At 73.7% G+C, this 20,509-nt stretch carries 19 protein-coding genes; 14 read left to right on the forward strand and 5 right to left on the reverse strand.

Annotated features, from left to right (window positions below):
- The first annotated feature begins 181 nt into the window (after window positions 1-181).
- From AYX06_RS14805 to AYX06_RS14835, 7 genes are all read left to right on the forward strand, one after another.
- Complete coding sequence (locus tag AYX06_RS14805; protein WP_047802077.1) at window positions 182-973, forward strand: DeoR/GlpR family DNA-binding transcription regulator; 792 nt, start codon at window positions 182-184, stop codon at window positions 971-973.
- Window positions 970-1,944 (forward strand): 1-phosphofructokinase family hexose kinase, encoded by a 975-nt coding sequence (locus tag AYX06_RS14810; protein WP_062736416.1) that lies wholly within the window; start codon window positions 970-972, stop codon window positions 1,942-1,944. The genes AYX06_RS14805 and AYX06_RS14810 overlap by 4 nt, the downstream gene beginning before the upstream one ends.
- Window positions 1,945-2,016: 72 nt before the next feature.
- Window positions 2,017-4,155 carry a PTS fructose transporter subunit IIABC gene (locus AYX06_RS14815; protein WP_062736417.1) on the forward strand — a complete coding sequence of 713 codons (2,139 nt, stop codon included), beginning with the start codon at window positions 2,017-2,019 and terminating at the stop codon, window positions 4,153-4,155.
- 71 nt (window positions 4,156-4,226) lie between these two features.
- Window positions 4,227-5,927, forward strand: a complete 1,701-nt coding sequence (gene ptsP, locus AYX06_RS14820) for a phosphoenolpyruvate--protein phosphotransferase (protein WP_062736418.1) — start codon at window positions 4,227-4,229, stop codon at window positions 5,925-5,927.
- 80 nt (window positions 5,928-6,007) lie between these two features.
- Window positions 6,008-6,286 (forward strand): HPr family phosphocarrier protein, encoded by a 279-nt coding sequence (locus AYX06_RS14825; RefSeq protein WP_062736419.1) that lies wholly within the window; start codon window positions 6,008-6,010, stop codon window positions 6,284-6,286.
- Window positions 6,287-6,497: 211 nt separating this feature from the next.
- Window positions 6,498-7,580, forward strand: coding sequence for a lipid II:glycine glycyltransferase FemX (locus tag AYX06_RS14830; RefSeq protein ID WP_062736420.1), 1,083 nt, complete (start codon window positions 6,498-6,500; stop codon window positions 7,578-7,580).
- 53 nt (window positions 7,581-7,633) lie between these two features.
- Entirely contained in the window at window positions 7,634-9,586 is a 1,953-nt protein-coding gene (locus tag AYX06_RS14835; RefSeq protein ID WP_062736421.1) for a threonine/serine exporter family protein, read from the forward strand.
- Window positions 9,587-9,615: 29 nt separating this feature from the next.
- Here AYX06_RS14835 and AYX06_RS14840 read toward each other — a convergent pair whose 3' ends face one another.
- The 3 genes from AYX06_RS14840 to AYX06_RS14850 form a co-directional block, all read right to left on the reverse strand.
- A complete protein-coding gene (locus AYX06_RS14840) occupies window positions 9,616-10,482 on the reverse strand; it encodes a siderophore-interacting protein (protein ID WP_062736422.1) in 867 nt (288 codons plus the stop codon).
- Window positions 10,483-10,509: 27 nt separating this feature from the next.
- On the reverse strand, window positions 10,510-11,187 hold the full coding sequence (locus tag AYX06_RS14845; protein WP_062736423.1) for a uracil-DNA glycosylase: 678 nt from the start codon (window positions 11,185-11,187) through the stop codon (window positions 10,510-10,512).
- Between the two features lie 116 nt (window positions 11,188-11,303).
- Window positions 11,304-12,392, reverse strand: a complete 1,089-nt coding sequence (locus tag AYX06_RS14850; RefSeq protein WP_062736424.1) for a YihY/virulence factor BrkB family protein — start codon at window positions 12,390-12,392, stop codon at window positions 11,304-11,306.
- A 110-nt stretch (window positions 12,393-12,502) separates the two neighbouring features.
- Between AYX06_RS14850 and AYX06_RS14855 the strand changes: the two genes are divergently transcribed.
- The 7 genes from AYX06_RS14855 to AYX06_RS14885 all read left to right on the forward strand — a co-directional run bounded on the left by AYX06_RS14855 (window position 12,503) and on the right by AYX06_RS14885 (window position 18,270).
- Window positions 12,503-13,204, forward strand: a complete 702-nt coding sequence (locus AYX06_RS14855; protein ID WP_062736425.1) for an SDR family oxidoreductase — start codon at window positions 12,503-12,505, stop codon at window positions 13,202-13,204.
- A complete protein-coding gene (locus AYX06_RS19365; RefSeq protein ID WP_084271650.1) occupies window positions 13,201-13,542 on the forward strand; it encodes a DUF3263 domain-containing protein in 342 nt (113 codons plus the stop codon). The genes AYX06_RS14855 and AYX06_RS19365 overlap by 4 nt, the downstream gene beginning before the upstream one ends.
- A complete protein-coding gene (locus AYX06_RS14865; RefSeq protein WP_062736426.1) occupies window positions 13,539-13,757 on the forward strand; it encodes a hypothetical protein in 219 nt (72 codons plus the stop codon). The genes AYX06_RS19365 and AYX06_RS14865 overlap by 4 nt, the downstream gene beginning before the upstream one ends.
- Window positions 13,758-13,834: 77 nt before the next feature.
- Window positions 13,835-14,434, forward strand: a complete 600-nt coding sequence (locus AYX06_RS14870; RefSeq protein WP_062736427.1) for a GNAT family N-acetyltransferase — start codon at window positions 13,835-13,837, stop codon at window positions 14,432-14,434.
- A 252-nt stretch (window positions 14,435-14,686) separates the two neighbouring features.
- Window positions 14,687-16,318 carry a chaperonin GroEL gene (gene groL, locus AYX06_RS14875; RefSeq protein WP_062736428.1) on the forward strand — a complete coding sequence of 544 codons (1,632 nt, stop codon included), beginning with the start codon at window positions 14,687-14,689 and terminating at the stop codon, window positions 16,316-16,318.
- 163 nt (window positions 16,319-16,481) lie between these two features.
- Complete coding sequence (locus AYX06_RS14880; RefSeq protein ID WP_062736429.1) at window positions 16,482-17,189, forward strand: MgtC/SapB family protein; 708 nt, start codon at window positions 16,482-16,484, stop codon at window positions 17,187-17,189.
- Window positions 17,190-17,232: 43 nt separating this feature from the next.
- Window positions 17,233-18,270, forward strand: coding sequence for an RNase H family protein (locus tag AYX06_RS14885; RefSeq protein ID WP_062736430.1), 1,038 nt, complete (start codon window positions 17,233-17,235; stop codon window positions 18,268-18,270).
- A 9-nt stretch (window positions 18,271-18,279) separates the two neighbouring features.
- Here AYX06_RS14885 and AYX06_RS14890 read toward each other — a convergent pair whose 3' ends face one another.
- Both AYX06_RS14890 and AYX06_RS14895 read right to left on the reverse strand, forming a co-directional pair.
- Entirely contained in the window at window positions 18,280-19,746 is a 1,467-nt protein-coding gene (locus AYX06_RS14890; protein ID WP_062736431.1) for a sensor histidine kinase, read from the reverse strand.
- 11 nt (window positions 19,747-19,757) lie between these two features.
- The gene (locus AYX06_RS14895; RefSeq protein WP_062736432.1) at window positions 19,758-20,480 is read right to left on the reverse strand and encodes a response regulator transcription factor; all 723 of its coding nucleotides are present in this window, start codon (window positions 20,478-20,480) and stop codon (window positions 19,758-19,760) included.
- Window positions 20,481-20,509: the final 29 nt, after the last annotated feature.

The raw sequence follows: 20,509 nt of genomic DNA on the forward strand, positions 1-20,509 counted from the left end.
CGTGCCGAGGCCTCCGGCGCCCTCCCCGCCCCGGCCCGAGGACCGCCGGCCGCTGACGGCACGCCGGTGTGTGGCGCCCCGTGAAGTGGATCACGACAACCCCTGGTAAAACCACACGAACTCACATAAACTCAAGGGAACGCAGGGTCCCTACGTCGTCGCAGTTCGTGAGGTGGATGTCATGTTCGCAGAGGAGCGCCAGGCCGAGATCGCCGCGCTGGTGGGCACCACCCGCCGGGTCAACGGCGCCGAGCTGGCGCGCCGTTTCGACGTCACCATGGAGACGGTCCGCCGCGACCTCGCCGCGCTGGAGGCCGCCGGCCGGCTCCGCCGGGTGCACGGGGGCGCGGTGTCCGTGGACCAGTCCACCTCCGACGAGAAGGCCATCCACTCGCGCCAGCACCTCAACACGCCCGAGAAGCGGCGCATCGCGGAGGCGGCGTTCACCCTGCTGCGCAACAGCGGGGCCGGCGCGGTCGTCCTCGACGCCGGCAGCACGGTCGAGGCGCTGGCCGACCTCATCGTCCGGACCGACTCCAGCCTGGCCGACGGGCAGGAGCAGCTGATCATCACCCACGCCCTGCACATCGCGGCCAAGCTGGCCGACGCCAACGGCATCGGCCTCGAGCTCGTGGGCGGGCGGGTCCGCAAGCTCACCTGGGCCGCCGCCGGCGGACGGGCCGCGGAGCACTACACCCGGCTGCGCCCCGACCTCGCGTTCGTGGGCTGCAACGGGATCCACGCCACGTTCGGGCTGAGCACCCCCGACCCCATCGAGGCGGTCGTCAAGACCGCCATCATCCAGACCTCCCGGCGGGTCGTGGTCCTCTGCGACTCCGCCAAGCACGACCAGGAGACCCTCATGCGCTTCGCGTCCCTCGAGGACATCGACACCCTCATCACCGACCGGGCCCCCGGCCCCGAGCTGGCCGCCGCCCTCGAGGAGGCCGACGTCGAGGTGATCGTCGCGTGATCCTCACCGTCACCCTCAACCCGTCCCTCGACCGCACCGTGGAGCTCCCCTCCCCGCTGCGCCGCGGCGCGGTCCAGCGCGCCGAGGGCGCCCGGCAGGACGCCGGGGGCAAGGGCGTGAACATCTCCCGGGCCCTGCGCGTGAGCGGGGTCCCGACCCTGGCCGTGCTCCCCGGGGACCCCGGCGACCCGCTGCTGGCGGAGCTCGCCGCCGCGCAGGTCCCCTACGAGACCGTTCCCGCGGGGGCGCCGATCCGCTCCAACATCACGATCACCGAGCCCGACGGCACCACCACCAAGATCAACGCCCCCGGCACGCCGCTGCTCCCCGAGCACCTCGACGCCGTGGTGGAGCTGCTGGTGCAGCACGGGGCGGACGCCTCCTGGGTGGTCCTGGCCGGCTCGCTGCCGCCGGGCGCCCCCGAGGACGTCTACGCGCGGATCGTCCGCCGGGTCCGCTCGGCCCTGGCGGAGCGGGCGCCCCGGTTCGCCGTGGACACCTCCGGGGCCGCCCTCCGGGGCGCCACCGCCGCCGACGACGCCCTGCCCGACCTCATCAAGCCCAACGGCGAGGAGCTCGCCGAGCTGGTGGGGACGCACGACGGCGAGCAGCTCGAGGCCGCTCCCGAGCTCGCCGCCGCGACCGCAGCCGCCCTCGTGGCGCGCGGCCTCGGCGCGGTGCTGACCACCCTCGGCGCCGGCGGGGCGGTGCTCACCGCCGCCGAGGGCTCCTGGCACGCCGTCCACGAACCCGTGGCGGTGCGCTCCACCGTGGGCGCCGGCGACAGCTCGCTCTCGGGCTACCTCATCGCCCAGGAGCGCGGCGACGCGCCGCCGGAGTGCCTGCGGCAGGCCGTGGCCTCCGGCTCCGCGGCGGCCGCCCTGCCGGGGACCCGCGTCCCGTCCCTTCCCGAGACCACTCCCGAGGCGGTCACCGTGCGCGAGCTCTCCGTGCGCGCCGCCGCCGACTGACCCGCTCCACCTCATCCGCTCCACCTCATCCGCACCACCCGGGCACCGACCCGGCCGCTCAAGGAGGACACCGTGTCCGAGCTCATCACCCCCGACCTGGTCTCGCTCGACCGAGACCTGGGCGGGGACAAGGAAACCGTCATCGGTCAGCTGGCCGCCCTGGTGCAGCGCACCGGGCGCGCCGAGCAGCTGGACGGGCTGCTGGCCGACGCCATCGCCCGGGAGAACAAGACCGCCACCGGCATCCCCGGCGGCATCGCCATCCCGCACTGCCGCTCCGCGGCCGTCACCGAGCCGACCCTGGTCATGGCCCGCCTGGCCGAGGGCGTCCCCTGGGGCGCCAAGGACGGCCCCGCCGACATCGTCTTCTTCATCGCGGCGCCCGAGGGCGCCGACCAGACCCACCTGAAGCTGCTGGCCAAGCTCGCCCGGTCGCTCATGAAGAAGGACTTCGTCGCCTCCCTGCGCTCGGCCCGCTCCGAGCAGGAGATCGTGCGGATCGTCGACGACGCGCTGGGCCTGAGCCCGGCTACCGAGGACGGCGCGGCCGCCGGCGCCACCGCCGGCTCCACGGCGGCCGCGGCGGTGCCGGCCTCCGTCGAGTCCCGGCCCGGGACGCAGGACGCGCCGCCGGCCGCGGCGGAGCCGGCCCGGAGCGCACCGGCCGAGCACGCGCCGGACGCCGGAGCACCGGCGCGCCGGCGGGTCGTGGCCGTCACGGCCTGCCCCACCGGCATCGCCCACACCTACATGGCCGCGGACGGGCTGACCTACGCGGCCGAGGAGATGGGGGTCGACCTGCAGGTCGAGACCCAGGGCTCCGCCGGCTTCACCAAGCTCGACCCGGCCACGATCGCCGCGGCCGACGCGGTGATCTTCGCCACCGACGTCGACGTCCGGGACCGCTCCCGCTTCGCCGGCAAGCCCTACGTGGTCTCCCCGGTCAAGCGCGGCATCGACGAGCCCAAGGTCATGATCGAGGAGGCCCTGGCCAACGCCGAGAACCCGAACGCCAAGCGCGTGCAGGGTGCCGCCGGCGGCGCCGACGAGGCCGAGGCCTCCGGCGGCCGCGAGGGCTGGGGGACCCGCATCCGCAAGGCCGTGATGACCGGCGTGAGCTACATGATCCCGTTCGTGGCCGCGGGCGGTCTGCTCATGGCCTTCGGGTTCATGGTCGCCGGCGCGGACATCGCCAACATCGCCGACGACGTCCTGACGGGCTCGACCATCTGGAACCTGGGCGAGTTCACCCTCGCCCAGTACATCGGGGCCGTGCTGTTCAAGATGGGCAACCTGGCCATGAGCCTGCTCGTGCCCGCCCTGGCCGGCTACATCGCCTACGGGCTCGCCGACCGGCCCGGCATCGCCCCCGGCTTCGCCGCGGGCCTGGTCGCCAACTTCATGGGCGCCGGCTTCCTCGGCGGCATCGTGGGCGGCCTCCTGGCCGGTCTCGCCGCCTACTGGCTGGCGCAGCCGCGGCTGCCGCGCTGGCTCGGCTCGCTGATGCCCGTGGTCATCATCCCGCTGCTGGCCACCATCTTCTCCGCCGGACTGCTGCTGCTGGTCCTGGGCGGGCCGATCGCCACGTTCATGGCCTGGCTCACCGAGGTGCTCAACGGCATGACCGGCGCCAGCGCGCTGGCGCTCGGCGCGATCCTGGGCCTCATGATGGGCGCGGACCTGGGCGGACCGATCAACAAGGTGGCCTACACCTTCGCCGCGGCCGGCCTGGGTGCCGCGACGGCCGTGAACACCGCTCCGCAGGAGATCATGGCCGCCGTCATCGCCGCCGGCATGGTGCCCCCGCTGGCCATGGCGCTGGCCTCCACGGTGGCCAAGCGCTACTTCACCGTGGCCGAGCAGGAGAACGGCAAGGCCGCCTGGCTGCTGGGCGCGTCCTTCATCTCCGAGGGTGCCATCCCCTTCGCCGCGGCCGACCCGCTGCGCGTGCTGCCGGCCTCCATGGTGGGCGGGGCCGTGGCCGGCGCGATCAGCATGGCCACCGGCGTGACCTCGGCCGCCCCGCACGGCGGGGTCTGGATCCTGCCCGTGATCGGCAATCCGCTGATGTTCCTGCTCTCGGTGGTTGTCGGTACGGTGGTCACAGCAGGCATCGTCGTCGCCCTCAAGCACGTGGGCGGTGCCCACGGGCGCGTGGCGGACGCCACCCGCTCGCGCGAGGACGCCGCCGCCGTGCCGACCACCGCCTGAGCGATGCGCACGGGCCCCGGCCGGGGCCCGTGCGCTGACCGACCAGCTTTTTCTCGAGGAAGAGGAACACCATGCAGACACTGACAGGCGTGGGAGTGTGCGCGGGCCGGGTCATCGGCGAGCTCGTGAGCATGCCGAAGCCCGTCTCGGAACCGGCCACGGGCCTGAGCCTCCGGGACGAGGAGCCCGAGGCGGCGGTGGCGCGCCTGCAGGAGGCCGCGGCCGCGGTCAAGGCCGAGCTCAAGCGGCGGGCCGAGGCCGCCACCGAGAAGGACGCGGCGGACGTGCTGAAGTCCACCGCGCTCATGGCCGGGGACAAGGCGCTGCTGAAGAACGCGGCGAAGCTCATCACCGGGCGCGGGCTCGCCCCCGAGCGGGCCCTGTGGGAGGCGGCGAGCGACTACGCCGACCAGATGCGCGCCCTGGGCGGGTACATGGCCGAGCGCGCCGCGGACATCGAGGACGTCCGGGCGCGGCTCGTGTGCCAGCTGCAGGGCCTGCCCATGCCGGGCATCCCGCAGCGGGAGGAGCCGTTCGTGCTGACCGCGGAGGACCTCGCCCCGGCCGACACCGCCACCCTGGATCCCTCCCAGGTGCTCGCCCTGGTCACCTCCGGCGGCGGCCCGCAGTCCCACACGGCCATCCTCGCGCGCAACCTCGGGCTGCCCGCGGTCGTCGCCGCCCGGGACATCGCGGGCGTCCCGGACGGCACCGAGGTCTACGTGGACGGGGCCACCGGGGAGATCCGGACGGAGCCCGGCGCGGACGAGCTGGAGCTCGTCGAGGCCTGGGTGCGCAGCGCCGCGGCGCGCAGCGGCTTCGACGGCCGCGGCGTGCTCGCCGACGGCACCGAGATCCCGCTGCTGGCCAACGTGGGCACCCCCGAGGACGCCCGGGCCGCGGCCGCGGCCCGGGCCCAGGGCGTGGGGCTGCTGCGCACCGAGTTCTGCTTCCTGGGCCGGGACCAGGAGCCCTCGGTCGAGGAGCAGGTCGAGCAGTACACCGCGATCCTGGCGTCCTTCCCGGGCAAGAAGGTCGTCGTGCGCACCCTCGACGCCGGGGCGGACAAGCCGCTGCCGTTCCTCACCGACACCTCCGAGCCGAACCCGGCGCTGGGGGTGCGCGGCTACCGCACGGACCGCGCGGTGCCGGGCGTGCTCGCCCGGCAGCTCGAGGCGATCGCCCGGGCGGAGCAGGCCACGGACGCCGAGGTGTGGGTCATGGCCCCCATGATCGCCACGACCACCGAGGCCCAGGAGTTCGCCCGCATGGCGGCCGCCGCCGGCCTGCGGGTGCCCGGGGTCATGGTCGAGACGCCGTCCGCGGCGGTGACCGCCGACCAGATCCTGCGCCACGTGAAGTTCGTCTCCCTGGGCACCAACGACCTGACCCAGTACACGATGGCCGCCGACCGGATGATGGGCTCCCTCGCGGAGCTCAACAACCCCTGGCAGCCCGCCGTGCTGCGGATGGTCCGGAGCACCGTGGAGGGCGCCCGGGAGGCCGAGGCCGAGGGCGCCGGGCCGCGCAACGTGGGCGTGTGCGGGGAGGCCGCGGCCGACCCAGCGCTGGCCGTGGTGCTCGTGGGCCTCGGGGTGCACACCCTGTCCATGAGCGCGCGCGGGCTGGCCCCGGTCGCCGCCGTCCTGCGCAGCGTCGACATGGGCACCGCCCAGGCCCTCGCCGCGCTCGCCGTCCAGCAGCCCAGCGCCGAGGAGGCCGCCGCCGCGGTGCGCGCGGAGCTCAGCGTGCTCGCCGAGCTGGGCCTCTGACCGGCCGCCCACGCCGGCCACCACCACACCACCCACCGGGGCCCCGAACCCAGGACCCCGCACACCGAAGGAGAACCACCATGGCAGAACGCACCGCAACCATCGCATCCTCCGTGGGCCTGCACGCCCGCCCCGCCGCGATCTTCGCCGAGGCGGCCGGGGAGTACGACCTCGAGATCACCATCGCCGCCGAGGGCGAGCCCGCGGACGAGGCCATGGACGCCTCCAGCGTGCTGTCGCTGATGTCCCTCGGCGCCGGCCAGGGGGACAAGGTGGTCCTCCGCGCCGAGGGGGAGGGCGCCGAGGACGCGCTCGAGAACCTCGTGCGCATCCTCGAGACGGACCACGACGCCGAGTAGCCGGCCTCGCCGCACCGGCAGCCCCGGCGCCCGTCCACCCCCGGTGGGCGGGCGCCGTGCTGTCCGGGCGGGAGCCGCGCCGCGCAGCGCGGCGAGCACGGCTCAGAACCGGCTCGGGCCTGCGCGGTTAGACTGGCTCGGGCCGGTCCCCGCCGGCCCCGCGGCCGCCCCCGGCCCGGCACCCCCGACCCTTCCGACGATTGAGAGAGCCTTGCGAGAGTTCACCGCACGCTTCGCCACCGACCAGGAGATCGCCGACTGGGACGCCCACGTCACGGCGAACCCCCACGGCGGCAACCTGCTGCAGTCCGCGTCCTTCGCGGACGTCAAGGCGGACCACGGCTGGCGCCCCCTGCACCTCGTGCACGAGCCCGCCGGCGGCGGGAAGGCCTCCTACAACCTGGTCCTCGAGAAGACGGTGCCGGCCCTGGGCCGCCTGTGGTACATGATCAAGGGCCCCGACGTCGCCTCCGTGGACGACATCCCCGGGATCGCCGCCGCCAACGCCCGGCTGGTGGCCGAGCAGCGGCTGAACGTCTTCGCGATCAAAATCGAGCCGGACGTGCTGGACTCGGACTACGCGAAGGGCGTGCTCGCCCGCGCGGGGCTGAAGAAGTCCTTCGACATCCAGCCCAACGACTCGACCGCGATCCTCGCCACCGACCGGGACGAGGAGGCCGTCCTGAAGTCCCTGCACTCCCGCGGACGCAACGCGGTCCGGCGGGCGCTGCGCGAGGGCTGCACGGTCGAGCGCGTGGAGCTCACCGAGCAGAACATGCGGCGGATGTACGCGCTCATGGACACCGTGGGCCAGGGCGAGGCCAACGTGAACCTGCGCTCCTACGAGTACTACGCGAAGTTCTGGACCGCCTTCGAGCAGGCCGGCCAGGGCCGGCTCTACTTCACCTACGAGGACGGCGAGCCCTCCGTGGGCGCCTACGTGATCGCCTACGGGACGAAGGGCACGTACAAGGACGGCGGCTCCAAGCCCCGGCGGCGCCAGTACGGCGACTCCCACCTGCTGCAGTGGACGGCGATCACGGACCTGATGCGCGAGCACGGGATCGTCGAGTACGACTTCTGCGGCACCCCGCCCAGCGACCAGCTCAAGAACAAGGAGCACCCCTACTACGGGCTGGGGCTGTTCAAGACGAGCTTCACCAAGTCCGTGGTCGACTTCGTGGGCGTCCACGACCAGGTGCTGAGCCCGGCGAGGTACGCCGTGTGGACCAACGTGGCCGAGAAGGTCCAGCGCCAGCTGTGGGTCCGGCGCACGGGACAGCCCTTCTACTGATCCGCCCCCGCCCGACCGGCCCCGCCCCCCGCCCCAGGAAGGAGGAGCGCCGCGTGGTGACCGACCAGCGCACCCCTCTGCGTCCGTCCGCCGCCTACCCCTCCTCCGACGGCGGCGAGGAGCCCGACGCCTACGTCGTCGAACCGTTCGGCCCCGGCGGGGACACGACCCTCACCGGGGCCGCGCGCCCGGTCGCCCTCCTCGGCGCCGGGGCCCCGCTCGTGCGCCCCACGGAGGCGCAGGCCCTGCTGGCCCGGCGCCGGGCCGGCCACGCCGCCGCGGACGTGGTGCCCGACGCCCCGCAGCCGCTGCCCGTGCTCAGCACCCGCCTGATCCGCCAGTACGGGGCCACCCCCGAGCCGGAGAAGCGCCAGGAGCTGCTCTCCGCCGCGCAGACGGCGCCGCTGACCACGTCGGCCCGGCGCCGGCGCCGCACCGACACCGGCCCGGTCTCCCGCCCGGAGACCACGACGATCGGCCCCGTCCCGGCCCCGGGCAAGAGCGCCGACCGGATGCAGCGCGGCGCGTACCCCTCCACCCGCGCGCAAGGCACCCGGCCCGGCGGACGCTCCCGGCTGCGCTCGATGCTGCAGGGGGAGGCGGCCCCGACCGCCCCCATGCGCGTGGTGGAACGGCTCAGCGCCTCGCCCTTCGCCAACCTGCGCCGGTTCGGGGAGTCCACCGGCCGGGAGGCCCGGCGCACCCTGAACTTCGCGCTGCGGCTGGCGGAGACCATGTTCCACTACGGCGCGGACGCCCTCGACGTCGAGAACGCCATCATCGCGGTGTGCACGACCTACGGCGTCGAGAACGTCGAGGTGGACATCACCAACCAGGCCGTGACCATCAACTACATCGCCGACGACCGCACCGGCGGCGACGACACCCGCACCCGCGAGGACGTCTTCAACGACCCCGACACCAACAGCCACACGGTGATGCGGGTCGTGCGGTCCTGGACCGACAACTACGCCGGGCTCGCCGAGACCCACCAGCTGGTCACCGACATCACGGGCGGGGAGATGCCCCGCGGGGAGGCGGAGCGGCGGCTCGAGGCGATCAACGCCAAGCCCAAGCCCTACCCCCGGTGGATGGTGCGGACGGCCACGGTGGCCGCGGCGATGGCCATCACCGTGGGCATCGGCGGCGGCGTCCTGGGCGCGCTCGTCGCCGGCCTGTCCTCGGTCCTCAACCAGTTCGTCGCCCACCGGCTGGGCGCCTGGCGGATCCCGGAGTTCTTCACGATGGCCGCCCAGTCCGGGATCCTCACCACCATGGCGCTGCTGCTGTCCTGGTCGGGCCTGGAGCTGTCCCCGGGGCGCGTCATCGCGGGCGGGATCATCCTGCTCCTGCCCACCACCCGGATGGTCTCCACGATGCAGGACGCGATCAACGGATTCCCCGTCACGGCCGCCGGGCGCCTGCTGTCCACCTCCATGGCGTTCCTGGGCCTCGTGGCCGGCATCGCGGGAGGCATCTCCGTCGCCGGCTACGCGGGGATGCCCCGGGTCGACGTCTCGCAGAGCGCCTTCGACCCCGTGGGGCCGCTGACCAACGCGGGGTTCATGCTGATCGGCACCGGACTCATCGCGATCACGATGCAGGCCAAGCCCCGGCACGTGCTGTCCACCGCGGTGGCGGCCCTCGCCGGGCTCGTGGTCTACCACGCGGGCATGGCCGTCGGCCTGGGCGCCCGCCTGGACACGGCGCTCGCGGCGGTCGCCAGCGGGTGCGTGGCGACCGTCCTCGCGGCCCGGCACCGGATTCCCCAGCTCATCCTGGCGATCCCCGCGATGACCTTCCTGCTGCCCGGGCTGTCCATCTTCCGCGGGCTGTACACCATCACCGTGGAGACGGACACCTACGGGCCCGGCATCGTGGGACTCGTCAACGCCATGGCCTCCATCGTGGCCCTGGCCTCGGGCGTGGTGCTCGGCAAGTACCTCATGCGGCCCTTCGTGGGCCACCTCAACGGCACGAGCACGCGCCGCAACCGGCGCCGCTGAGCGTCCGGGCGGCGGCGGCCGGGACCGCTTCAGAGGATCTTGCCGACGGGCAGCTTCTTCTCCGCCTGGAACACGTCCTCGGTGCGGCCCCGCGCCCAGTAGCCGGACAGCGAGACCTGGTCGCGCTCCAGGCCCCGGCGCCCGAAGAGCTCGTCGCGCAGGGCCTTCATGGCCTCCCGCTCCCCGTGGGCGAAGACCTGCACGCCCTCCGGTGCCGCCGGCCAGCCGGCCACCTGCACCGCCCGCACGAGCGCGGGGACGCCGTCGGCCGTGTCCTGGCGGAACACCCAGCGCACCGCCATGCCGGCCGGCGCCGTCACGGGCAGGACGTCGCGGGGCGAGTCCACCTCCAGGACCACCTCGCCGCGCGCGGAGGCCGGCAGGGCCTCCAGGACCGCGAGCGCGGCGGGCATCGCGGCGTCGTCGGCGGCGATCAGGGTCCATGCCGCCTCCGCGGACGGCGTCCACCGGCCGCCCGGGCCCAGGGCGATGATCCGGTCCCCGGGCTCGGCGCGGGCGGCCCACGGCCCGGCCCAGCCCTCGTCGCCGTGCAGCACGAAGTCCATCCACAGCTCGGCGCGCTCCGGGACCCACCGCCGGATCGTCAGGTGACGGGTCACGGGCTGGTGCTCGGGCGGCAGGGACTCCTTGAGCGCCCAGTAGTCCGGGTTCCGCCCGGGGCCGGGGCGCCCGGCCACCGCGTGCTCGGTGGCCGGGTGGAGGAACACGAGCTTGACGTACTTCTCCGGCGGGTCGATGTCCTCGAAGCGCTCCGGCTCGTCGACGCCCAGGACGACCCGGACCATCGACGGGGACAGCTGCTCGCGCCGGCGCACCGTGAGGTTCAGCTGCGGCTTGCGGGGGCGTGCGGGAGCGGCCCCGGGCGTCGTCGTCATGCGCTCCACCCTAGCCGGGCCCGGGGCTCAGAGCCGCCAGTCGACCGGGTCCGTGCCCTGCTCCTCCAGGAGGTGGTTGGTGCGGGAGAACGGGCGGGAGCCGAAGAACCCGCGGGAGGCGGACAGCGGGGAGGGGTGCGCGGACTCGACCGTGGGGTACCCGTCCAGCCACTTGGCGGTGCTGCGGGCGTCGTTGCCCCACAGGATCGCCACGAGCGGGTGGTCACGGGCGGCGAGGACCTGGATGGCCCGCTCCGTCACCGCCTCCCAGCCCCGGCCGCGGTGGGAGGCCGGGGCGCCCTCGCGCACGGTGAGGACCCTGTTCAGGAGCATCACGCCCTGCCGCGACCACGCGGAGAGGTCCCCGTGCTCGGGCGGGTCGATGCCGAGGTCGTCCTGCAGCTCCTTGTAGATGTTCTGCAGGGAGCGGGGCACGGGGCGCACGTGCGGCTGCACGGAGAAGGACAGGCCCATGGCGTGGCCCGGGGTGGGATAGGGGTCCTGGCCGACGACCAGCACCCGCACCTGCGCCAGCGGGTCCTGGAAGGCCCGGAAGACCGCCGACCCCTCGGGGAGCGTGCGGTGCCCGTCGGCGTGCTCCTCGCGCAGGAACCGGCCCATCTGCCGGATCTGCGCCTCCACCGGGGCCAGGGCCTCGGCCCAGTCGGGGGCCATGATGGTGTCCAGGGGCTGGGGCTCGCTCACGGTGCTCCTCGGTGTCGGTATGGGCGTCGGTGTCGGCGTCGGTGTGGGTGTCGCTGCGCGTCGGGGTCGTGGCCGGCGGGGCCGGGCGGCGAGGTACGTCCCCGCCGGGCACCACTCTAGGCCGGTCGTGCGGGGCCGCCGGCCCCGGGAGGGCCGGGGTCGGCGTGCCGGCGGCGGAGGTCGCGGCCCTCCTCCACCAGCTCCTGCTCCTTCTGCCGCAGCTTCTGCGCGGCCCGGACGTCCCGCGGGGGCAGCCGCAGGTTCTCCTCGGCGGCGATCCCGGCCTGGAGCTGGCGGGCCCGTTCCGTCTCGGCGTTGAACTCCGCCCCGGCGAGCAGCACGGTGTTCATGATCCAGATCCACAGCAGGAGCACGATCACACCGCCGATGGCGCCGTAGGTCGCGTTGTAGCTGCCGAAGCTGGAGACGTAGAAGCTGAAGCCGGCCGTCGCGGCGGCCATCACCACGATCGCCGTCATCGAGCCGATGCCGAGCCACCGGAACCGGGGCTGGCGGACGTTCGGGGTCGTGGAGTAGAGCAGGACCACCATGAAGGCGAGCAGGGCCAGCATGACCGGGACCCGCGCCGCCTGCCACAGCCGCAGGGTGCTCCCGGGCAGGCCCACCAGCTCGCCGAGCCGCTCGGCGACCGGCCCGGAGAGCAGCAGGAGCAGCATCATGCCCACGGCCAGGACCACCAGCAGCAGCGTGACCCCGACCATCAGGGGGTAGAGCTTCCAGAACGGCCGGCCCTCCTCGACCTCGTAGATCCGGTTCATCGACCGGCCGAAGGCCCGGACGTAGGCCGAGGCGGTCCACAGCGCCCCGACCAGCCCGGTGACCAGCGCCGGCCCCGCCGAGGGGGATCCGGCCAGCTCGCGGACCGGGCCCTCGAGCACGGCGACGGCCTGCTCCGGCGCGCCGAACTCGTGCAGCAGGCGGAGGATGGTCTCGGCGGTGGCCTCGGCCTGGCCGACCACTCCCAGCAGGGAGACCACGGCGAGCAGGGCCGGGAAGATCGAGAGCACGGCGAAGAAGGTCATCACCGCCGCGGAGTCCGTGCACTCGTCGCGGCGGAACTCGTGCACGGTCCGGCGCAGGACGTAGCTCCAGGAGGGCCTGGTGATCTGCGTGGGCGAGGACGGCTTCTCGGCGCTGTCCGGGTCTCCGCCGGGGGCCCCCGAGGTATCGGGTTCGGCTGCCATGGGGCTCCTCCGCGTGGTCGGCTGCGGGCCAGGATACCGGGGCCACCACCGTCCCGGTGCGTTCGGTCCGGGGCGGGCAGGACCGGCGGGGGACTGGTTAGAGTGGGCGCATGAGCGCAACCGATCCCCGACCCGTCGCCGTCGTCACCGGGGCCACCGGAGGCATCGGCCGTGCGTGCGTGGCGGACCTGGCCCGGGACCACGACGTCGTGGCCCTGGGCCGCGAGCCCGCCCGTCTCGCCGAGCTGGCGGAGCTGCCCCACGTCACCGTCCGCGCCGCGGACCTCACCGACTTCGCCCGGCTGCCGGAGGCGCTGGAGGGCCTCGACCGGGTCGACGTCCTCGTGCACTCGGCGGCCCGCGCCGGTCGCACCACCGTGGCGGTGGCCTCGGTGGAGGACTGGCGGGACCAGCTCGAGCTCAACGTCGTGGCCCCCGCGGAGCTGACCCGGCTCCTGCTGCCCGCCCTGCGCGCGACCCGCGGCACGGTGGTGTTCCTCAACTCGGGCTCCGGGTTCACCGCACGGGCCGGGGACGCGGTCTACGCGGCGTCGAAGTTCGCGCTGCGCGCGCTCGCCGACTCCCTGCGCCAGGAGGTGGAGGCCGACGGCATCGTGGTCAGCTCGGTGCACCCCGGGCCCGTGGACACCCAGATGCAGCGGGACATCCAGGCCGGTCTGGGCAACGAGTACGTGCCCGAGCGCTACATCCGCCCCGAGTCCGTGGCCGCGGCGGTGCGCGCCGTCGTGGACGCCGGCGAGGACGCGCAGCTGACCACCGTCTCCCTGCGGCCCCGGGCCGAGTCCCGATGACCGGGGAGGACGCCGCTCCCGGGGAGCACACGGCGGCGGGGGAGCCGGCCGGGGACGACACCGCGGCGGGGGAGCAGCCCGGGGCGGACGCATCGCCCGCCGGGCCGCCGGCCGGGGCCGGCTCCGGGCTCGACGAGACCGACCGGGAGATCCTGGCGATCGAGAACCTGCAGTGGAAGTACCAGGGGGCCAAGGAGATGGAGATCCGGCGCCGCCTGGGGCTCTCCCCGACCCACTACTACCAGCGGCTCAACGTCCTGATCGACAGCCGCGCCGCCCTCGAGCACGACCCGATGCTCGTGGGCCGGCTGCGCCGGCAGCGCGGGGACCTCCGGTGAGCCAGTACCCGCGCGACGAGTTCGACGACGTCCCCGAGGACGGCCCGCGCCAGGGCGCCCACCGCGGACTGCGGCCGACCGCCCGGGTGGGCGCGGGGGAGCTGACCGCCATCGTCGTGGCGGGCCTGCTCAGCCTCGGCGTGGGGGCCTACGCGTTCCTGGAGGGCGCCCCGGACACGGCGCCCGCCCCGGCCGTCTCGTCCCCGCAGCCCTGACCGGCACCGCCCACCACCGGACGACCCGGGCACCCGAGCCCCGGTCCCCGACGCCCCACGCCCCGGAAGGAAACACCGTGCAGATCGCAGGCAGCCGAGTCCACCTCCGTGACTGGACCGAGGAGGACCTCGCCGCGTACGAGACGTGGATCATGCCGCCCGAGGGCGGCGGCGAGCACGAGTGGCAGCGCACGGACGGGCCCTTCTACCCGAACTTCACCGCGGAGGGCGCCCAGCGCTGGCTCTCCGCCCTGCGCGCGCACGTGACCGCGCAGGACTGGCCGGACCCGCGGGAGACCATGGTCATCGCGGACGCCGCCACCGGCCGGTTCATCGGGCAGGTGTCCTGGTACTGGTCGGAGAAGCCCACCGAGGACCCCGGGACCGGCACGCACCTGCTGCCGCTGCGCTCGCTGGGCATCACCGTCTACTCCCCGGAGCACTGGAGCGGCGGCTACGGCACCGAGGCGATGCGGCTGTGGATCGACCACCTCTTCGCCCGCTCCGACTCCCACCGGCTCGATCTCGAGACCTGGAGCGGCAACGTGGGCATGTGCCGGGTGGCCGTGAAGCTCGGCTTCACCGAGGAGGCCCGGATCCGCAGGGCCCGCAAGGTCGGCGGCGAGTACTACGACCGGATGATCTACGGCCTGCTGCGCGAGGAGTGGCAGGGCTGAGCGACACCGGCTCAGGGGGGTTTGCACTCTCCCCGGACGAGTGCCAAGATTGCGATTAGCACTCAGTCGTGCGGACTGCTAAGGGGTCGGTCCCCGGCCCGGCCCGGGCAGCCACCGGCACAGGAGTGACACCTCAACCACCACGGTGAGGTGCCGTGCGGCGTCGGGAAGAACCCGCCGCCGTGCGCGCCGTCCGTCGCGGGCACCGTGGAGGTCGACCGTTTGTCTACCGTCCAGGAGGGACGAAGTCACATGGCAAAGATGATTGCTTTCGACGAAGAGGCACGCCGCGGTCTCGAGCGGGGTCTGAACACCCTGGCCGACGCCGTCAAGGTCACCCTCGGCCCGCGCGGGCGCAACGTGGTCCTCGAGAAGGCCTGGGGCGCCCCCACGATCACCAACGACGGCGTGTCCATCGCCAAGGAGATCGAGCTCGAGGAGCCCTACGAGAAGATCGGCGCCGAGCTCGTCAAGGAGGTCGCCAAGAAGACCGACGACATCGCCGGCGACGGCACCACCACCGCCACCGTGCTGGCCCAGGCGCTCGTCAAGGAGGGCCTGCGCAACGTGGCCGCCGGGGCGGACCCGCTGAGCCTCAAGCGCGGCATCGAGAAGGCCGTCGCCGCGGTGACCGAGGAGCTGCTGGCCTCCGCCAAGGAGGTCGAGACCGAGGAGCAGATCGCCGCCACCGCCTCCATCTCCGCCGGCGACCCCGAGATCGGCCGCCTCATCGCCCAGGCGATGGAGAAGGTCGGCAAGGAGGGCGTGATCACGGTCGAGGAGTCCAACACCTTCGGCCTGGACCTCGAGCTCACCGAGGGCATGCGCTTCGACAAGGGCTACCTCTCCGGCTACTTCGTCACCGACGCCGACCGCCAGGAGGCCGTCCTCGAGGATCCCTACATCCTCGTGGTCAACTCCAAGATCTCCGCGGTCAAGGACCTGGTCCCCGTGCTCGAGAAGGTCATGCAGGCCGGCAAGCCGCTGCTGATCATCGCCGAGGACGTCGAGGGCGAGGCCCTGGCCCTGCTGGTGCTCAACAAGATGCGCGGCTCCATCAAGTCCGTGGCCGTGAAGGCCCCCGGCTTCGGCGACCGCCGCAAGGCCCAGCTGGCCGACATCGCCATCCTCACCGGCGGCCAGGTCATCACCGAGGAGGTCGGGCTCTCCCTGGAGACCGCCACCGTGGACCTGCTGGGCCAGGCCCGCAAGGTCGTCGTGACCAAGGACGAGACCACCATCGTCGACGGCGCCGGCACCGCCGAGGAGATCGAGGGCCGCGTGGCCCAGATCCGCGCCGAGATCAACAACTCGGACTCGGACTACGACCGCGAGAAGCTGCAGGAGCGGCTGGCCAAGCTGGCCGGCGGCGTGGCCGTGCTCAAGGCCGGTGCCGCCACCGAGGTCGAGCTCAAGGAGCGCAAGCACCGCATCGAGGACGCCGTGCGCAACGCGAAGGCGGCCGTGGAGGAGGGCATCGTCGCCGGCGGCGGCGTCGCCCTGATCCAGGCCGGTCAGAAGGCGTTCGACAAGCTGCAGCTCACCGGCGACGAGGCCACCGGCGCGAACATCGTCAAGGTCGCCATCGACGCCCCGCTCAAGCAGATCGCCATCAACTCCGGTCTCGAGGCCGGCGTGGTCGTGGACAAGGTCCGCGGCCTGGACCTGGGCCACGGCCTCAACGCCGCCACCGGTGAGTACGAGGACCTGATGGCCGCGGGCATCAACGACCCGGTCAAGGTCACCCGCTCGGCGCTGCAGAACGCGGCGTCCATCGCCGGGCTGTTCCTCACCACCGAGGCCGTCGTGGCCGACAAGCCGGAGCCCGCGGGCGCCGGCGCCGGTGCCGACGACGGCATGGGCGGCATGGGCGGCATGATGTGATCGACGGCTGACCCGTCGAGCGTGCGACCCACGCATCCGGCACGGGCCGGGCACCCCTTCCGGGGCGCCCGGCCCGTCGTCGTTTCCCGGCCCGCGGCGGGCGCCCGTTCCGCGGGCCGCGCACTTGGTGTTCAATCGAGTCACCACGCGGGGAGGAGCGGCCATGGACTTCGTCGACTGGGACCGGGTCCCGGTCCAGCTGGCCCTGGTGGTGGCGGCGTTCGGGCTCACCGCGCTCGTGGGCCTGGAGCGGCGGCTGCGGCGCAAGAGCGCCGGGCTGCGCACCCACGCCCTCGTCGGCACGGGCTCGGCCGTGTTCACGCTGGTCTCCGCCTACGGCTTCGGGGCGCTGCCGGGCATCGACGCCGGCCCGGACCCCTCCCGCGTGGCGGCCCAGATCGTCACCGGCATCGGCTTCCTGGGGGCGGGGGTGATCTTCACCAACCGGGACGTGGTGCACGGGCTGACCACCGCCGCGAGCATCTGGCTCTCGGCGGCCATCGGCATGGCCTGCGGGGCCGGGCTGGTGCCTCTGGCGATCGCCGCGACGGGTCTGCACCTGCTCTCCGCCGTGGCGCTGACGCCGCTGTCCCGCCGGCTGCCGCGCATGGTGGCGCCGCAGGGCCTGCGCCTGCGCTACGCGGACGGCCACGGGGTGCTGCGGGAGGTGCTGTCCGTGGTCGAGGAGCTCCAGCTCAGCGCCTCCGTGGTCTCCAGCCGCCGGATCGGCGGCCCGGGGCAGCCGGAGGTGGAGCTGCTGCTGCGGCTCGAGGGCAAGACCGACCTGCGCACGGCCGCGGTGCAGCTCTCCGGGATCGACGGGGTGCGCGACGTCGCACAGCAGCGTCTCGAGGACGACCCCGGCGACTGAGCGCGGTCCGGGGCGCTGCCGGGGCCGTGAAAAGATGGACGGCATGACGATCACTGCTGCCGCCGACGGCTCCGCCCTGGGCAACCCCGGCCCCGCCGGGTGGGCCTGGTACATCGACGACGACACCTGGCGGGCCGGTGGCTGGCCGCACGGCACCAACAACATGGGCGAGCTCAAGGCCGTGCTCGACCTGCTCGAGTCCACGGCCCACCGCCCCGAGGAGCCCCTGCGGGTGCTGTGCGACAGCCAGTACGTCATCAACTCGATCACCAAGTGGATGCCGGGCTGGAAGAAGAAGGGCTGGAAGAAGAAGGACGGGAAGCCGGTGCTGAACGTGGATCTCATGCGCTCCCTGGACGCCGCCATGGCCGGGCGCGACGTGCGCTTCGAGTGGGTCAAGGGCCACGCCGGCCACGAGCTCAACGAGGCCGCCGACGCCCGCGCCCGGGCGGTCGCCACCGCGTTCCAGACCGGGCGGCCGGCGCCGGAGGGGCCCGGCTTCCCGGGCGCCGGGAGCGCCCCGGCCCGGGCCGCCGGGAGCGCGCGGGGCCGCGCCGGCTCCGCGGACCGCACAAGCCCTGCGGGGCGCGCCGCGTCCCCGGAGCGTGCGGCCGCGGCGGGCCGCACCCCGGCACCCGAAGCACCCGAGGCGCTCGAGGACCGCCACGACCCGGACCTGCTGAGCGAGCTGCTCGCCCACGAGGAGGAGCTGGCCCGCGGACGGTCGGCGGCGGAGACCGTCCAGGCCCTCGAGCGGGACCTGCTGCGCCCGGAGGTCCGCGCCGACGCCGGCCGGCTCGGCCAGCTGCTCCACGAGTCCTTCGCCGAGATCGGCGCCTCGGGGACCTGGTGCTCCCGGGCCGAGGTCCTCGACCGGCTCTCCCGCGACCCGGGGCTCGGCCCGGTGGACGTGCACGTCCTGTCCGCCACCGAGCTCGGCCCCGAGGCCGTGCACCTCGTCTACCGCCTGGTCGCGGGGGACCGCACGAGCCTGCGCAGCTCGCTGTGGGTGCGGGAGGACTCCCGCGCCGAGCTCGGGCCCTGGCAGCTGCGCTTCCACCAGGGCACCGAGGAGTCCTGAGCGGCCCGCTCAGACCTCCGGGGCGTCGTCGGCCCGCTCGATGCCCGGCACCCGCACGGTCATCGTGGCCCCGCCGCCGGGCGTCTCGGTCAGGCGGACCGTGCCGTCGTGCTGCTGGACGATCGCGGCCACGATGGACAGCCCCAGGCCCGTGCCGCCGGTCTCGCGGGTGCGGGAGGAGTCGGCCCGGTAGAAGCGCTCGAACACGCGCTCCGCGTCCGGTCCGTGGATGCCGGGACCGTGGTCGCGCACCTGCAGGACGGCGTTGAAGTCCTCGTCCACCGACCGCTCCACCCCCACCGCGATCTCGATCGGGCTGCCGTCGGGGGTGTAGCGCAGGGCGTTGGTCACCAGGTTGGCCACGACCTGGCGCAGCCGCGACTCGTCGCCGTGCACCCAGGCCGAGACGGGCGCCGCGCCCTGCAGGCCCACGACCTCGATCCGCCGGTCCGGGTCCGAGGCGTGGGCGTCGCCGGCGGCGTCGAAGGCCAGGTGGAGCAGGTCCACGTCGACGTTCTCGGCGGGGCGCCGCTCGTCCAGGCGGGCCAGCATCAGCAGGTCCTCCACGAGCTGCGTCATCCGCTTGGCCTCGGACTCGATCCGGGCCATCGCGCTGCCCACGTCCTCCGGCTTCTGCAGGGCGCCGTGCCGGTAGAGCTCCGAGTACCCCCGGATGGTGACCAGCGGGGTGCGCAGCTCGTGGGAGGCGTCGGCCACGAACCGGCGCAGCTTGCCCTCGGAGCGGGTGCGGGCCTCGAAGGCGTCCTCGATGTGGCCGAGCATCGTGTTCAGAGACGCGGAGAGCTGGCCGATCTCGGTCTGCCGGTTGTATCCCTCCATGCGCTGGGAGAGGTCGCCCTCGGCGATCCGGGCGGCCGTCTGCTCCACCTGGTGCAGCGGGGCGAAGGCACGCGTGACCAGGACCCAGCCGACGGCCATCGCCGCGAAGAGGGTCGCCACCCCGAAGCTCAGCGTCAGCAGCGTCACCGCGCTGAGCATGGCGTTGGTGTCGTCGAGCGGCTCCGCGACGGCCACCACCAGGTCCAGCTGCTGCGGCTTGGCCGTGACCACCCGCCAGGTCCGGTCCGGGGCGCCCACGGAGCCCACGGTCGCCGCCTCGAGGGGATGGTCCTGGACGTGGTCGAGGTCGATCCTCGACAGGTCCGGGCGCAGCTTGGGCACGCCGTCCGGGGTGTTGACGGCCTCGGCCACCACGGTGCCGTCGGCGTCGATCAGATAGCCCGCGTGCGGGACCTGCACGCCCTCCTCGCCCTGCAGGTCCGCGACCAGCACCGAGGAGACCGTCCGGACGGAGTCGCGCAGCTCGCCGTCGATGCCGTTGAGCATCGAGGTGCGCAGCACCGAGATCGCCACGAAGCTGGTCACCAGGATGGACAGCGCCAGCAGCACGCCCGTGAGGACCATCAGCTGCGAGCGCAGCGACGCCGAGCGCCACCGGGAGGACAGGGTCTGCATCCCGGACCGGGTCAGTGGTGCTTGTGCGAGGACCGCAGCAGGTAGCCGACCCCGCGCTTGGTGTGGATCAGCGGCGGCAGCTCGGGGTCGTTGTCGATCTTGCGCCGCAGGTAGGAGATGTAGGACTCCACGATGGAGGCGTCCCCGTTGAAGTCGTACTCCCAGACGTGGTCGAGGATCTGCGCCTTGGACAGCACCCGGTTCGGGTTGAGCATGAGGTAGCGCAGCAGCTTGAACTCGGTGGGGGACAGGTCGATCTCCCGGTCGCCGCGGAAGACCTCGTGGGCGTCGTCGTCGAGGACGAGGTCGTCCACGCGCAGCCGCGAGTCGTCCTCCTCGGCGGGCTGGGTGCGGCGCAGGACGGCCCGGATGCGGGCGACCACCTCGTCGAGGCTGAAGGGCTTGGTGACGTAGTCGTCGCCGCCCACGGTCAGCCCGGTGACCTTGTCCTCCGTCTCGTCCTTGGCGGTGAGGAAGAGGATGGGGAAGTGCCGCCCGGCCGCGCGCAGCTTGCGGGTCACGGAGAACCCGTCCATGTCCGGGAGCATGACGTCGAGCACCGCGAGGTCCGGGTCCTCCGACTCCGCCTTGGCCAGGGCGTCACGGCCGTTGGCGGCGGTGACGACCTCGAAGCCGGCGAAGCGCAGGGACGTGGCCAGCAGCTCGAGGATGTTGGGCTCGTCGTCGACGACGAGCAGTTTCGCTTCGGGGTTCTCGTTCTTCACAGGCACCATTTTCTCGGAACACCCTGAAAGTCGTCTGA

Source organism: Kocuria turfanensis (assembly GCF_001580365.1).
Lineage (GTDB): Bacteria > Actinomycetota > Actinomycetes > Actinomycetales > Micrococcaceae > Kocuria > Kocuria turfanensis.

What these genes read in the sequence shown, in the direction of transcription:
- AYX06_RS19365 (WP_084271650.1), top strand. Translation starts at nt 13,201, where the DNA reads ATGACCGGGGAGGACGCCGCTCCCGGGGAGCACACGGCGGCGGGGGAG.
- ptsP (WP_062736418.1), top strand. Translation starts at nt 4,227, where the DNA reads ATGCAGACACTGACAGGCGTGGGAGTGTGCGCGGGCCGGGTCATCGGC.
- AYX06_RS14890 (WP_062736431.1), bottom strand. Translation starts at nt 19,746, where the DNA reads ATGCAGACCCTGTCCTCCCGGTGGCGCTCGGCGTCGCTGCGCTCGCAG.
- AYX06_RS14895 (WP_062736432.1), bottom strand. Translation starts at nt 20,480, where the DNA reads ATGGTGCCTGTGAAGAACGAGAACCCCGAAGCGAAACTGCTCGTCGTC.
- AYX06_RS14855 (WP_062736425.1), top strand. Translation starts at nt 12,503, where the DNA reads ATGAGCGCAACCGATCCCCGACCCGTCGCCGTCGTCACCGGGGCCACC.
- AYX06_RS14805 (WP_047802077.1), top strand. Translation starts at nt 182, where the DNA reads ATGTTCGCAGAGGAGCGCCAGGCCGAGATCGCCGCGCTGGTGGGCACC.
- AYX06_RS14825 (WP_062736419.1), top strand. Translation starts at nt 6,008, where the DNA reads ATGGCAGAACGCACCGCAACCATCGCATCCTCCGTGGGCCTGCACGCC.
- AYX06_RS14880 (WP_062736429.1), top strand. Translation starts at nt 16,482, where the DNA reads ATGGACTTCGTCGACTGGGACCGGGTCCCGGTCCAGCTGGCCCTGGTG.
- AYX06_RS14885 (WP_062736430.1), top strand. Translation starts at nt 17,233, where the DNA reads ATGACGATCACTGCTGCCGCCGACGGCTCCGCCCTGGGCAACCCCGGC.
- groL (WP_062736428.1), top strand. Translation starts at nt 14,687, where the DNA reads ATGGCAAAGATGATTGCTTTCGACGAAGAGGCACGCCGCGGTCTCGAG.
- AYX06_RS14840 (WP_062736422.1), bottom strand. Translation starts at nt 10,482, where the DNA reads ATGACGACGACGCCCGGGGCCGCTCCCGCACGCCCCCGCAAGCCGCAG.
- AYX06_RS14850 (WP_062736424.1), bottom strand. Translation starts at nt 12,392, where the DNA reads ATGGCAGCCGAACCCGATACCTCGGGGGCCCCCGGCGGAGACCCGGAC.